Annotated in this window: 8 protein-coding genes and 1 pseudogene; 8 read left to right on the top strand and 1 reads right to left on the bottom strand. The window is 44.8% G+C overall.

Going from position 1 to position 14,719, the window contains the following annotated elements; translation table 11 throughout:
• The first annotated feature begins 111 nt into the window (after window positions 1–111).
• From AC1DM9_RS16645 to AC1DM9_RS16615, 7 genes and pseudogenes are all read left to right on the top strand, one after another.
• Entirely contained in the window at window positions 112–1,011 is a 900-nt protein-coding gene (locus AC1DM9_RS16645) for a 3-hydroxyacyl-CoA dehydrogenase (protein WP_477581126.1), read from the top strand.
• Between the two features lie 555 nt (window positions 1,012–1,566).
• Window positions 1,567–3,981: an RNA polymerase recycling motor HelD gene (gene helD, locus AC1DM9_RS16640; RefSeq protein ID WP_477581238.1), complete on the top strand. Its 2,415-nt coding sequence runs from the start codon at window positions 1,567–1,569 to the stop codon at window positions 3,979–3,981.
• A gap of 168 nt (window positions 3,982–4,149) precedes the next feature.
• A complete protein-coding gene (locus AC1DM9_RS16635; protein WP_477581124.1) occupies window positions 4,150–7,221 on the top strand; it encodes an ATP-binding protein in 3,072 nt (1,023 codons plus the stop codon).
• 196 nt (window positions 7,222–7,417) lie between these two features.
• Window positions 7,418–7,891 (top strand): annotated as a pseudogene (locus tag AC1DM9_RS16630) (TetR/AcrR family transcriptional regulator); the annotation flags it as partial.
• 211 nt (window positions 7,892–8,102) lie between these two features.
• Window positions 8,103–9,677: a sigma-70 family RNA polymerase sigma factor gene (locus AC1DM9_RS16625; protein ID WP_477581122.1), complete on the top strand. Its 1,575-nt coding sequence runs from the start codon at window positions 8,103–8,105 to the stop codon at window positions 9,675–9,677.
• Window positions 9,678–9,722: 45 nt separating this feature from the next.
• Window positions 9,723–10,667, top strand: a complete 945-nt coding sequence (locus AC1DM9_RS16620) for a hypothetical protein (RefSeq protein WP_477581120.1) — start codon at window positions 9,723–9,725, stop codon at window positions 10,665–10,667.
• A gap of 32 nt (window positions 10,668–10,699) precedes the next feature.
• Complete coding sequence (locus AC1DM9_RS16615; protein ID WP_477581118.1) at window positions 10,700–10,867, top strand: hypothetical protein; 168 nt, start codon at window positions 10,700–10,702, stop codon at window positions 10,865–10,867.
• Between the two features lie 116 nt (window positions 10,868–10,983).
• Here AC1DM9_RS16615 and AC1DM9_RS16610 read toward each other — a convergent pair whose 3' ends face one another.
• A complete protein-coding gene (locus AC1DM9_RS16610) occupies window positions 10,984–11,385 on the bottom strand; it encodes a RidA family protein (RefSeq protein WP_441878249.1) in 402 nt (133 codons plus the stop codon).
• 465 nt (window positions 11,386–11,850) lie between these two features.
• On the opposite strand from AC1DM9_RS16610, the gene AC1DM9_RS16605 reads away from it, so the two are divergent.
• The gene (locus AC1DM9_RS16605; protein WP_477581116.1) at window positions 11,851–14,637 is read left to right on the top strand and encodes a glycoside hydrolase family 3 C-terminal domain-containing protein; all 2,787 of its coding nucleotides are present in this window, start codon (window positions 11,851–11,853) and stop codon (window positions 14,635–14,637) included.
• Window positions 14,638–14,719 lie beyond the last annotated feature (82 nt).

The following is a 14,719-nucleotide window of genomic DNA, read 5'->3' as shown; positions in this document are numbered from 1 at the left end:
TTTCAGGGTTAGGGTCGAGGCTTTATTTGCATGTGCTTCCTGAGTTAGGGAATATTAAAGATCGATTAAGCATGTGCAAATATGACCTATAACAAATGAAGGAGAAGTGTTATGAATTACAGGAATATCACCGTTGCCGGCAGCGGCGTATTAGGAAGCCAAATCGCGTACCAAACTGCTTTCAAAGGGTTTAATGTATCTGTATATGACATTAACGATGAGGCTCTAGAGCGTGCCAAAGAAAGAATTGTAAATTTGAAGCCGCGGTATCAAGAAGATCTTGGGGCTACGAGTGAAGCGGTAAATGCAGCTTATGACCGTATCTCGTTCAGCTCTGATTTATCACAAGCTGTTGCAGATGCTGATCTTGTCATTGAAGCCATTCCTGAGGTCGTACAAATGAAAATTGATTTTTACAAGAAGTTGGGAGAGGCAGCTCCTGCCAAAACGATTTTTGCAACAAACTCTTCAACTTTATTGCCAAGCCAATTTGCGCATGCAACAGCTCGTCCGGAAAAGTTTCTAGCGCTGCATTTTGCAAATGAGATTTGGAAAAACAATACGGCGGAAATCATGAGGCATCCGGGAACAGATATGAAGGTATTCGATGAAGTTATTGCGTTTGCGAAAGCCATCGGAATGGTTGCTTTGCCTTTACATAAAGAACAGCCAGGTTATATTTTGAATTCTTTATTAGTTCCTCTATTGGAAGCTGCGCAGCTGCTCCTAGTCAAAGAAGTTGCTGATGTAGAAACGATTGATAAAACATGGATGGTAGCCACAGGAGCGCCACTAGGCCCGTTTGCCATCTTGGACGTTGTAGGCATCAATACCGCTTACAATATCGGACTTGCAAAAGCGCAGGCTACAGGTGATCAAAATTTTGAGAAAGTGGCTGCGCTATTGAAGTCAGAGTACGTAGATAAAGGAAAGCTTGGAAGAGCCACCGGAGAAGGATTTTATAAATACCCGAATCCTAATTTCATTAAACCGGATTTTTTGAAAAGTTAGTTCTTTATCGTTGCAAAAGAAAAGGAGCTGTCCCAAGTAGATTTATCTACGATTGGAGTAGCTCCTATTTTTTTATGAAGCTTAGGCAGAATGATTTCCTCCCCTTAGCATATTTACAGCTTACGAACCTAGCAGGTCCTATTCTAACCATTTGTAGTGGATTAAAAATGTAACGAACCCCAGAATCGTTATTTCGAGAAAAGCAGCTCATAACACGTTACAAAGCATGCAATAACGTTAATAAGATTCGTTAAAATGGAACAGAAGTCGTTTTCTGCATAATAAGCATCATACAGTTCGTTAGAGAAATGGCCTTGGGATGTTATGAGCTAAATTAAAAAGACCCCGGCAGACGCTGCCGAGGTCAACTATATAAATAAATTGCGCACAAAGAAGGACTATGTTAATATTAATGAACCACTGAATAGTTTTTGTAAAGTTCACAGATTTATTACATCTTATCTACACTCTTATCTTATCACATGGATTTACAGTTTGTCAAATGTTCTTTTTCTTCTCCAGACCAAACTAACAAGGAGCGTGTTCAGGAGGATGATGAATGCAAAAGATTGGCAGCAAGAGCAGGAACGGTTGGATATGGTTACGAAACAGCTGCAAGCAAGTATCGCTGAGCTAGAGCCTGAAGTGGATCAGCTTCGCGATCAGGCGGCGGACATCCGCAAACGATTTTGGGAAGAGGTTACGGTCGATACGAGCACAGACGAAGATTTTGAAGAGACCTTCTTAACGATTAAGCAGCAGTCTGCGGTGTTGTCCGAACGGGAACGAAGCCACGCGCAGCTGAAGAGGCAGTGGAAGAGTATGAACCGCTTGCTGCCTTCTCCCTATTTTGGGCGTATCGACTTTCATGAGGATGGTCTTGAATCCAAGGAGCAAGTGTATATCGGCGTATCGTCCTTCGTCGATGCAGATGGTATGAGCTTCCTAGTGTATGACTGGCGTACACCTATAGCGAGTGTATACTACGACTATTCGCCAGGGGCGGTCGCTTTTGAAACACCCGGAGGGCATGTCGCTGGGAAGATGGAACTGAAAAGGCAATACCAGATTCGAGGCGGGCAGATTCAGAATTTGTTCGACTCGAGCTTAACTATAGGTGACGAACTGCTTCAGCAGGTGCTTGGCAAAGGCGCAGATGCACAGATGAAAAGTATCGTTGCAACTATTCAAAAGGAGCAAAATGAGATTATTCGCAATGATAATAGCCGAATGCTCATTGTGCAAGGAGCCGCGGGAAGCGGGAAAACCTCTGCGGCACTGCAGCGTGTGGCGTACTTGCTGTACAAACACCGCGAGAGGCTGAAAGCGGACCAAATCGTGCTTTTCTCGCCCAATCCGATGTTTAACAGCTATGTCTCTACCGTTCTTCCCGAGCTTGGCGAGGAAAATATGCAGCAGACGACCTTTCAGGAATATCTGGAATATTGGCTTGGACGGACATTTCGTCTGGAGGACCCGTTCGATCAGCTCGAATATGTGCTGACGGAAGAATCCGATCCGGGGTACGAGGCGAGAATGAAGGGGATTCAATATAAGTCGTCGGAAGTTTTCCTTCAAGCTCTCCGAAACTATGCCTTATGGCTCGGCCAGAAAGGCATGCGATTTCAGGCGATTCAGTTCCGAGATCGTGAACTAATTACCGCGGAGCAAATGAAATCGCAATTTTACAGCTACGACCCCTCCATCCGCTTGGTCAATCGTGTCGTTTTACTGCAGGAGTGGATAATGCGTGAGCTGGTCATGCTGGAGCGTAAGGAGCGGGACGAAAGCTGGGTGGAGGACGAACTTAACTACCTCGATAATGATCAATATGCGGCAGCCTATCAGTTTTTGCGTAAAGACAAAGGGATCTTCGAGTTTGCAGAGCAATATGTCGAAGCCTATAACATCATGAACAATAAACACCAGCAAGAGGACGATGTATTTGATTTTGCCCAGCAGGAGGAAGAGCTGCTGCGCCGAATGGTTGTGAAAGAAAACTTTAAACCACTGAGGCAAAATGTGAGACGGTTGTTATTTATAGATATGGTTGGTATTTATGATCAGTTGTTTAGTGATAATAACGCCTATCAGGAAATGACGAATGAAACCGTAGTGCCTAGTGATTGGACAGAAATATGCAAGCAAACGAAAGAGAAGCTGAGCAAGCTCGAATTGTTTTATGAGGATGCGACACCATACTTGTATTTAAAAGAACTCATTGAGGGTATTCGGACCAATACGGAGGTTCGGCATGTATTTGTTGATGAGGGCCAGGATTACTCGATGTTTCAGTATGAATTTCTCAAAAAGCTGTTTCCCCGTGCTCAAATGACGGTGCTCGGTGATTTCGGTCAGGCGATCTTTACGCAGGCGACGAACTTGCACGAGATGGATTCGCCGCTTATACGGCTTTATGGCGAAGGAGAAACGAGACGCTTCTTTCTAGTTCGCAGTTATCGCTCCACCCGAGAAATTGTTGGATTTACGAGGTTGTTGCTGCCATACGGGGAGGCGATCGTGCCCTTCGAAAGAGGTGGCAAGAAGCCGCTTCTCTTTAAGGCGGATAGCAGTGAGAAAAGAGTGGAAAGAATCGCGGCAGATCTTGCTGCCCTTCAAGCTGAAGGCTTCGAATCTATCGCCGTCATTACGAAGACAGCGACCGAGAGCTGTGATGCCTACGAAGCGTTGACAGACGTGGGCTGTCAGACGCTTCGGCTCATTACGAAGAAGACGCCTACCTTCGAGAATGGAGTGCATGTCATTCCTGCGTATCTTGCCAAGGGAGTGGAATTCGATGCCGTACTGATCTACGATGCTTCTTCGCAGACCTATCATCGGGAAAGCGAACGCAAGCTTTTCTATACGGCATGTACACGTGCGATGCACCAGCTTATCCTCTACACGACAGGAGATTGGACACCTTATATTCAAGCCGTGGATCGTTCCTTGTATGATTTGGAGCAATAAGAAATTGATGCACGTTTATTAGATAATTATTTATGGTCCGATCGCTACTTTTGGGAAATAAGCTTGAGATATAAAAATTTTGAAATCATTAGGCTTATGTTCCATTTTTCGCGATTTAATATTTAAAATCAAAGGAATTACTTTGGTTTTGTCGAAATAGGTTGGATTATGATGACAAAAAGAAAAGCGGTCCTTGTTACAGGGTCATTCTTTATCACCTTATTGCTAATTCGAATCATCTGGGCTTTTCTTCAGGCGTCACCAGAGCACCCTCGTGCGGTTCGGGGCGAGTTGGATTTGCGCGGCTTCGACTTCACCAAGGATCGCACGGTTACAGTAGACGGAGATTGGGAGTTCTATCCCGGCAAGTTTGTGATGCAAAGCGAGTCGAACACAATCTCATCCGAAGAGGGAAGAATGTTCATTCATGTTCCCGGAACGTGGAACCTGTCTTTATCCGAGAACAACTCGCCATACGGCTATGGCTCCTATCGTCTGCGCGTCAAGGTCAACCCGGATAATGATCTAACCTATGGCATTCGCGTTTCGAACGTGCGTACTTCGTCTGAACTATATGTGAATGATCGTTTTTTGGCGAGAGAGGGGCAGCCGGCAAAGATCAAACAGCAGTATACAGCCCGAAGCATGCCTTATACCGCTACTTTCAAGGCCGATACAGGCGAAATCGATATTGTCATACAAGTTGCGAATTATGACAACAGTATACGAGGCGGTGTGGTAGGATCAATCAAGTTAGGCAGTGAACTTGCGGTGGACAAAGAAGTAGGGTTTTCCATCAACATGCAGTTAGTCGTATGTGTCGTTCTGATGATTCAGGCCTTGTATACGCTTATTCTGTATGTGATCGGCACCCGACAAAAAGCTTTGATCTACTTCTTTATGCTTGTTGTTAGTGCCGTTGTCATGACACTGCTCGACGATGATAAGCTTTTGCTAGTTTGGCTGCCGGCCATCAACTATGAGTGGTCCATTAAACTCGTTCTTCTGTCCTTTATTGGAGTAGGAGCCTTCCTACTGCAGTTTGCCAAAAGTCTCTTGCCAGAACATGCGGAAAACAGAGTGTTCCGCTGGTTCCCCTTGCTTTGTTTGATTGCCACACTGCTGATTGTGTTTTTGCCAGCCAGGTACGCACTGAGCGCATTAGCTGTATACTACACCATAGATTTGCTCGCTTGCTTGTACTGTCTGATGTTCTCGCTGCGTACGGCCCTGAAGAGCGATAAGAACGCCATTTATTTGGTCGTTGGTCTAACCTCTGTTTTGACTAATATTATTGGAGGGTACCTCAAGAGTCTGCTAGATATGGGCTATTATCCGATCGACCTGATCGTTGCGTTCCTCGCTTTTGCGTCTTTCTGGTTCAAACGTTATTCCGATACTTTCGCCCAAACGGCGAAGCTCGCCGAGAAGCTTCAGAAAGCGGACAAGCTGAAAGACGATTTCCTGGCCAACACATCCCATGAATTGCGGAATCCGCTGCATGGCATCCTTAACATCGCCCAAACCGTTCTGGATAACGGTATTAGAGATCAGGACGACAAAAACAAAGAGAACATGAAGCTGCTTATTTCCGTAGGCAAGCGAATGTCATACATGCTTAACGATCTGCTGGACATGACGCGGCTTCAGGAGAATGGCATCCGCTTGCATATAGGGAGTGTCCACGTTCAGGGAGTCGCCTCCGGTGTAACCGATATGCTTCGTTTTATGACGGAAGGCAAGTCGATTCGCATCGTCAGCGACATTCCCGACAACTTTCCTAGTGTCATGGCCGATGAAAACCGGCTTACACAAATTTTGTTCAACCTGCTTCACAATGCGGTGAAATATACTGATCAAGGACATATTATAATAAAGGGCGAGGTCAAGGACGGTAAGGCGAGCATTGTCGTCGCCGACACCGGCATCGGGATAGATCTAGAGACACAGCAAAGGATGTTTGCTCCCTACGAGCAGGGGGACCCTGGCATAACGGCAATTGGAGGCGGGCTCGGGCTCGGGTTAAGTATATGCAAGCAGTTGGTGGAGTTGCACGGAAGCACGTTGGAGGTTAACTCCATTCCGGGCCATGGTTCGGTATTCAGCTTTACCTTGCAGTTATCCGATTCATCCATCCGACATTACGAGAAGGCTATGATTGCTCCGGTATCGGGTGTTTATGCAGAAGCGGTGGTTTCCGCTTCCTTTGGACTTCGCGGTGACATTTCCAAACTGGAATCGGCGACCGGTTCAGACCGGCCAAACATTCTGGTCATAGACGACGATGCTGTCAATTTAAGTATATTGAGCAACCTCCTTACTTCGGAAAAGTATAAAGTCGTCACGGCTGCAAACGGGCGTGACGCACTTGCCATACTGAATACGAGAGAATGGGATTTGATCATTACCGACATCATGATGCCACGCATGTCCGGATACGAATTGTCCCGTATCATTCGTGAGCGCTTTTCCGTCACGGAGCTACCCATTCTGCTCTTGACCGCCCGCAGTCGACCGGAAGATATAGATACCGGATTCCTGTCGGGAGCCAACGATTACTTGAGGAAACCGGTAGATGCGCTGGAACTGAAATCCAGGGTACGGGCATTGACTGAATTGAGGCAATCGGTGCGCGAAAGACTGCGCATGGAAGCGGCTTGGCTTCAGGCGCAAATTCAACCGCATTTTCTGTTCAATACGCTTAATTCGATAGCCGCACTCAGCGAAATCGATAATGAGAAAATGAGAGCGTTGCTTGAAGAATTCGGCCATTACTTGCGGGCAAGCTTTGACTTTCGGAATTTGGAACGACTCGTTCCGCTTGAGAATGAGCTTGGTCTTGTCCGCTCATATCTGTATATCGAAAAGGAACGTTTTGAGGACAGAATAAACATTCGCTGGGATGTGGATGCAAGAATTCATTTGCAAGTTCCACCGCTCTGCATCCAACCTCTTGTCGAGAACGCAATACGACACGGCCTGCTAAGCCGTGTTGAAGGCGGAGAAATTCATATCCGAATTACCGCAAAAGAACATGAGGCGGAAATTTCGGTCACAGATAATGGTATAGGGATGGATGAGAAAACTGTACGGCGCGTCTTGGACAGCCGCTTGGACGTAAAGGCGGGAATCGGCTTGTACAATACGGATCGGCGATTGAAACAACTATACGGCAAGGGATTGCAAATCCGGAGTGTTCCGAATCAAGGCACTATTGTCAGTTTTGTCGTGTCAAAATGAGGGAAGAGAAGAGCATTAATTAAGATCTTAAGATTCTAGTGGATTAATTCTCTCTGCGATTCGTTCACCGAAAGATGGCAATGTGAACGTAAGACGGATTGACGGCAGGAACCGTTAATAGCGAGTATGACGCATGCCGAATTTACGGCATTAATCGTAAGATTGCTCAAAGCGGCCATTCTGATTAATAAGTAAAAAAGAACAGCTCTATGCCGATACATTGATGGACTGGATGGACAAGCAGTTGGTGGTGTATGACAACATTCTTGATTCGGAACTGTCTTTTCCTGAAAAAACTAAAGAAATCATGCTGTTGGAGGCCAAAAATTCAAACATGTTAGCGGATGAATTTCCAAAGGCCCCATCCTCTGAGTTGAGTGGATTGATGCAAATGATGGAGAGCTATAGCGAGCAGAAGGTCGTGCACTTTTTTGAGAAGTTTGTCGCGCTTGGCAAGCAAGAGGGTTATATCCATAAAGGCCAAACAGAAGAGATGTCGATGCGTTACTTCACTATGTTTAAGAATGAAATTGGTCGTCATTGGGAGTCATCGAATCAAGAACACATAACTAGGAGTATGGATCAATTGATGGAGTTGTTCTTTTATGGGTTAGTGGGACAGGTGCAGAAGCAGAAACATGCCAAGGAGCAAAATGGATCTACCTTTTAAAGAGCCCATAAAGCTGGACCTTATCACACAAATCGAGTGAAAACGATAGTTCGCATGATTCATGTTTACAAAGAGAGGGCCGTCCTGCAAAGGAAGGCCTTTTTCTCTCCTTCTCATAATGTCATATGTATTTTATTGTTTTGACCTTTACCTGTAACCTTTCCATAGATAGTAGGCACTTCTATATCATACGGAAGAAAGGAGCGGGAGCATGCTTCAGTATATTGAAGACGCAAAACAAGGGGATCGGCAAGCTTTTGAATCTATTGTCCGGCACTATACAGCAATGGCAAACGCGGTTGCGTACGAGAAGCTGCACGATTTTCAACTAGCGGAAGATGCAGTGCAAGAAGCATTCACTGAAGCCTTTCTGCATTTAAATAAACTGCGAGTAGGAGAAGCATTTCCGGGATGGTTCAAAGCTATTGTGATACGGCAATGTTATCGTATGACGCGTAGAAAGCATCATCCCATCGTGCCTTACGAGGAAGTAGCGCAATCGGCAGAGGCTCAAATTAGTGTCTCTGATATTATTGAGAAAAGAGAGCTGCAGCAGTCCGTTCATGATTCTATAGCTTTATTAACACCGAAAATGAGAATTGCGGTTCAATTGTTTTATATTCAAGGGTATTCTCTTCAAGAAATTTCGAGCTTTGTGGGCACTTCGGTTTCGATATTAAAGAAACGGCTCTTTGATGCTCGTCGTAAATTGAAGGGTGCTCTGCCAGTAGCCGATTTGATCTCCGTATATAATCATTTGTATGTAGGAGGAAAAGGTGTGCTTCATATTGTAAACGGAGATTCAGTAGCAGAGAAGCTGCGGCAAGGCATCGTGCAGGGTGAGATTTTAGTATGGCGGGAAGTGTACCCTCATGGTCCTGTATTTTTAGATTCTGCTGCAGTAGACAATCGTTCTAGACGATCACAATATTTGGAACAAACAATGGGAATCCCTCGCTCTGAGTTTGTTCAGGGTAGTGAAGCGCAGGAGAAAGTGTTGGCTGATTTTCATAAATATGAGGAGATTGTGTTTTGGTTTGAGCATGATTTGTTCGATCAGACGATGCTGTGCTATTTGCTCCATTCGTTCTCAGGGCAGCCTTTGCTGAAAACAAAGCTGAGCTTATTGTGCATCGGGGAATATCCAGGAATTGAACTGTTTCGCGGGTTGGGACAGCTTTCTCGGGAGCAAATGGAGACGTTATCGGGAACTTGGAAATTGATTGGGGCAGAGGAGCTGGACTTAGGCAGAGCGTTTTGGCAAGCCTATACGTCACAAAATCCACAACAGTTGCAGCAATTGTTAAGTCAAGATACGTCCGTGCTGCCATTTGCGCATGATGCCTTCCAATTTCATTTATCACGGTTCCCGTCTACCCACAATGGGCTTGGTATCGTAGAGCAGATAACGCTTGCGATGATCCAGGGGGGAATAAACAGTCCGTATGAATTATTTCAGCATGTTGGAAACAAACTCAACGCCTTGGGTATGGGTGATTTGCAATACTGGCATATTTTAAAGGAAATGTCTCGAGATCCGTATCCATTAATACAAATCGGCGGATTACAGACGATCCCTTCTTATCTCGATTCATCGATATCATTCCGCGATTGTATCGTTACGTTAACCGAATTCGGAAAAAAGGTGTTGGATGGAAAAGAGGACTGGATTGCGAATAAAGGAATAGATGAGTGGTATGGCGGAGTGCATTTGCAGGGATATTTTCCGCGGTGGCGCTGGAATACAATCGAACAAAAGATCATTGAGATAGGCGCAGAAACGTGACCTTATTTAAAAGATAAAGTTTATGCTTAAAGGTGGGGTGGGGAGATGGACAATCGCATCTTAGAAAGAGGCCTATCGATCATATCGCAGTGCAAGGGTCGAACGGGTGATATATGGGAGGCGCATTTTGGGGCGGCAGCAATCGCAAGCTATTTTTTCGTAAAAGAAAACCTGATACCAGCCGAGACGTCAGCTCGAATTGCAGCAGAATCAGACGTGATGCTTCGCAGTCGAGCATACGAGCATATCGCTCGCAGCGGAGGAGAGATGGATGCCGAAACAGCCGAAAAACAAATTCTAGCTGCTCTACTGCCTACAATGGATGGGCTCCACTGGGTCGGACACAATGTTATCTATGCAGCTATCAGTTTGATGGCGATCAGAGAACTTGACGGTTGGGGACATGCGGATGATATTGAAGGCATTTCAAGCTTGATTGCTTCTTTTAATAAAACCATTCCCGGAAGGTCATGGCTAGGGTATTCGGCATCGGACGTGAAGCGGCTGGAAGTGGTAGAGAGTGATCGGTTTCCTGCTATTCAAAATGCTGGGCAGCTATCCGAATTTATCATAAATGAACTCTCGTCTTTTCAAACCATTTATAGATCAGAGGCTCACCATGATTTAATTGGACATATGCTAACTTTTTCGCAAGCATTAACGATTTTGCATGAGCTCGGTCATGTCGAATATTTTCTGAAAGGCATTCCCTCTCTTCAAAAACTGGTTAAAGTTCTTCGTACCAGTCATCACATAAATCCGGAGCAGCCGCCAAAATTGTTCTCTTCAGTGGATCGTTGGCCCCTTCCACTGGCATGTCGTTCAGAGTGGCTGCCTATTGAGGAAGAGTACTGGCTGCAGAGGTTTCAACATACGGATTGGGATTTTGGTCACACATTTAAATTTCCGTACAGCTTTTATAATCATATTAACCGGCTCACCACACCTAACCTTCAAGCAGTGGAAAACTTCCGATACATTATCGGGTAATCACGAGCGCATTAGCGACCGTTGCGATTCCGATGCATTACAGTACGAAGGCTCTAGGGATTTTAGGGAGATTTGTTTTCGCCAAGGCAGATAAGTTCATTAAGGCTGTAGGACAGCGAACGACAGAAGTGAATACATTAGAAGTTACAAAGGAAAACGTGTCCCAATTTGCGGGCGTCGTCACGATGCAGTATGAATAATAGAAGAGAAACTCTATGTTATTAAGGGTTAGAGTGTAAAAAAAAAAGGCTCCGCGAGATGATCATGTCATCTGCGGAGCCTCTTTTAGCTTGATTTATGTGCAAAGAGTCTGGCTCTAGCCCGCTGCCCAAACGTCTAATTCAATTTTTAATTCGGGCAAACCTAATCCTTTAATATAAGCAACCGTCATGGAGGGAGGCGTTTGGCCAAACACTTTATCCCAAATGGAATAGAAATGATCCCAATCTATTTCTTCCGTAGCCCAAATGTTGATTTTAATGACATGATCAGGAGTTAATTGTTGGGAAGAGAGGATATCAACAATATTACTCATTGTATTGGTTACTTGTTGATTAAAATCGGTAGGAATATTGTTGTTCTGATCAATGCCAATTTGGCCGGAAAACACGTACATCTCCGCATTTCTGCTTATTTTCGTTACATGACTATAGCTGCCAACCGGCTTCGCTATATTTTCCGGATTATATCTATGAACAACATGATTATTTAAATTCATCGTTTGTAACGTCTCCTTATAAATGGAAAATAAATAACTATGAATAGGTTATCTATTTCACTGTATTTTAACTTTTTATGATTGTAGACAGAGCTATCCCGTCTTGATCAATTTTAGAAAAAAACAGCAGTAGAATACCCGATTCCAACAGATAATGATTTAATCGATCTCTTCTTCATCAAGTATCCCTCCTTCATTTATAAGTAAAATAACTTACTGTAGAATAATAACATTGTTGAAGTGAAAAGAATAGCAAGGTTGTTGCATGATCACCAATGAGGTAAAAACTGTTAACTTTGCTTTTTTAGAAGCTGTGCTTGTATATTGTTAGTATATCTTTTATTTTTTAAAGGATTTTATAGGGAACATGCATGGGTTCGTGAAAACTAGAAATGTAGAAAGAGAATAAATACTTTTCTATCGAACCAGCCATATGTGTGGAATAGACAACCGGGAGGAAACAAAATGAGTACACAGAGTCTGGGAGTTCCATTAGAAGGTTTTGCTGAATTTAGTCGAACCGTAGCTGCAGAAGGCGCGGTACTGTTAAAAAATGAAGGACAGGTGCTTCCGCTTCGAGATGGCGAAAACGTTGCTGTTTTTGGCAGAACCCAAGTGAATTACTACCGCAGCGGTACAGGATCAGGCGGGAGCGTCCATGTTTCTTATACAACGAATTTATTAGATGGTCTTCGCGGTAAAAAGAACCTGACAGTCAATGAAGAGCTTGCGGCTGTCTATGAAAAGTGGATTGAGCAAAATCCATTCGATAATGGCGGCGGCGGCTGGGCGGCTGAGCCGTGGCACCAGAAGGAAATGCCGTTAACTGATGAACTAGTGTCGGGCGCAAGAGCTAAATCGAGTAAGGCAATCATTGTGATTGGACGTACAGCGGGAGAAGATCAGGATAATGCCGATGCACCGGGAAGCTATCAGCTAACCTCGGACGAAAAAGCGATGCTGAAGCAGGTAACAGCCTATTTCGAGCAAACCATCGTAGTGCTGAATGTATCGAACATTATTGATATGAGCTGGATGAACGATGAAAGTTATGTCCACCCCATTTCAAGTGCGATCTACTCTTGGCAGGGCGGCATGGAAGGCGGTAACGCCATTGCCGATGTTCTGGCCGGAGAAGTGACTCCGAGCGGTAAATTGACGGATACCATTGCTTATTCCATCGATGATTATCCATCCACTCGAAACTACGGCAATGAATTTAAAAACTTTTATCAAGAGGATATCTATGTAGGCTATCGTTATTTTGAAACATTTTGCCCAGAGAAGGTTCAATATGAATTTGGATACGGGATATCGTATACCTCATTTAAAGTCGATGCTGAGCAAGCAAAACTGACCACTAAAGATGGGAAAAATTTCGTTGAAATTGACGTAACGGTTACCAATTCAGGAGCTGACTACGCGGGTAAAGAGGTCGTGCAGGTTTATTATGAAGCACCGCAAGGGAAATTGGGACAACCGGCCAAAGCTTTGGCTGCATTCGGCAAAACCAAAGTGCTTCAAGCAGGCGAATCAGAGCGCCTTACAGTGAGTTTTCCTGTAGATACAATGGCATCTTATGATGACGCTGGTGTGACAGGGCATGCTTCCGCTTATGTTCTAGAAGCGGGAACGTATCGCTTTTATGTAGGAACAAGCGTTAAAAACCTTATTGCAATAAGCGTACAAGGTAAAGACGGTTACGTTGTGGAAGCTCTTGAGGTCGTAGAGCAGCTGCAAGAGGCGTTGGCACCAATAGAGGGCTTTAGTAGAATGAAGCCGGGCGCTCGGAAGGAAGACGGTTCATATGAGCTGATTACGGAAGAAGTACCCACTCGCAGTGTTTCCTTAGCAGAACGGATTGAGAAGAATCTTCCTGCAACAGTTAAGCAAACTGGAAACAAAGGATTTAAATTAAGAGATGTTTATGAGCAGAAGGTTGGCATGGAAGCTTTTATCGCTCAGCTTAGCGATCAAGATTTGGCTGCCATTGTCAGAGGAGAGGGCATGAGCAGTCCGCTTGTTACGCCGGGTACAGCTTCGGCTTTCGGCGGAGTAAGCGACAGCTTATTTAATTACGGAATTCCGGTTGCTTGTACAGCAGATGGCCCGTCAGGTATTCGTATGGATAGTGGGCAGAAAGCGACCCAGGTTGCCATTGGCACCTTGCTTGCGGCAACTTGGAATGCTGAGCTGGTCGAAGAGCTCTATGTTATGGAAGGGCAAGAATTGTTAAGCAACAACGTGGATGCTCTGCTTGGGCCTGGCCTCAATATTCGCCGCAGCCCGCTGAATGGCCGCAACTTTGAATATTTCTCAGAAGATCCGCTCATTTCCGGCGTATTTGCAGCAGCATGTACTCGAGGAATTATGAAAGGCGGCTCTAATGCTACGCTGAAGCATTTTGCCTGCAACAACCAAGAAAAGCATCGCAGTAAAGTAGACGCTATCGTATCAGAGCGCGCTCTTCGTGAAATTTATTTGAAAGGCTTTGAAATTGCGGTAAAAGAGGGCGGCGCGAATTCGATTATGACCTCCTATAATCCAATTAACGGACATTGGGCGGCTTCTAATTATGATATGAATACTACCGTGCTTCGCGGCGAATGGGGCTTTAAAGGTATTGTCATGACTGACTGGTGGGCCATCATGAACGATGTCGTCAATGGAGGATCAGCGGATCGTAAATATACGAACTGGATGGTTCGTGCACAAAATGATCTGTATATGGTTGTTCCTAACTATGGCGCGGAAATCAATGGCTGGGATGACAATACGATTGAATCGTTGGAGAATGGAACGTTAACAAGGGGCGAGCTTCAACGCTCTGCAATGAACATTTGTGAGTTCATTATGCATGCGCCTGTATTCTCGAGAAAACAAGTCATTGAAGAGAAGGTCGATACATTCAAAGTGAATGCATCTCTATCTCCGGAGCAAGCACAAGTACTTTCCGAGAATGCACAAGTTAAACCAGCGGCAGCAGGATCAAGCTTTATGAAAGTGGATCAAGCTGGCCAATACCGGATTATTGTCAGCATTATGTCTCCTGAGCCTGAACTGGCTCAAAGTGCTTGCAACGTGACACTGAATGATCAATTGATGACGACTATTCAGACGAATGGGACGGAAGGCAAATGGATCAAGCAGAAGCTTGTGAAAGTCGAGCTGGAAGCAGGTCTTTATGAACTGAAGCTGGAATTCATCAAACCAGGCTTGCAAATTGAATGGATCGAATTTAAAAAAGTGTAATGCAGAATAGCTGTGTGTAATACTTACCAGAAAGAACGAGGGCACCCGCAAAGGTGCCCTTTATTTTTGAATGCTTATAAAA

The organism is Paenibacillus sp. 01T431 (assembly GCF_056398625.1).
Note: the sequence above shows the minus strand (reverse complement) of the source record. Positions and strands in the feature narration are given on the sequence as shown.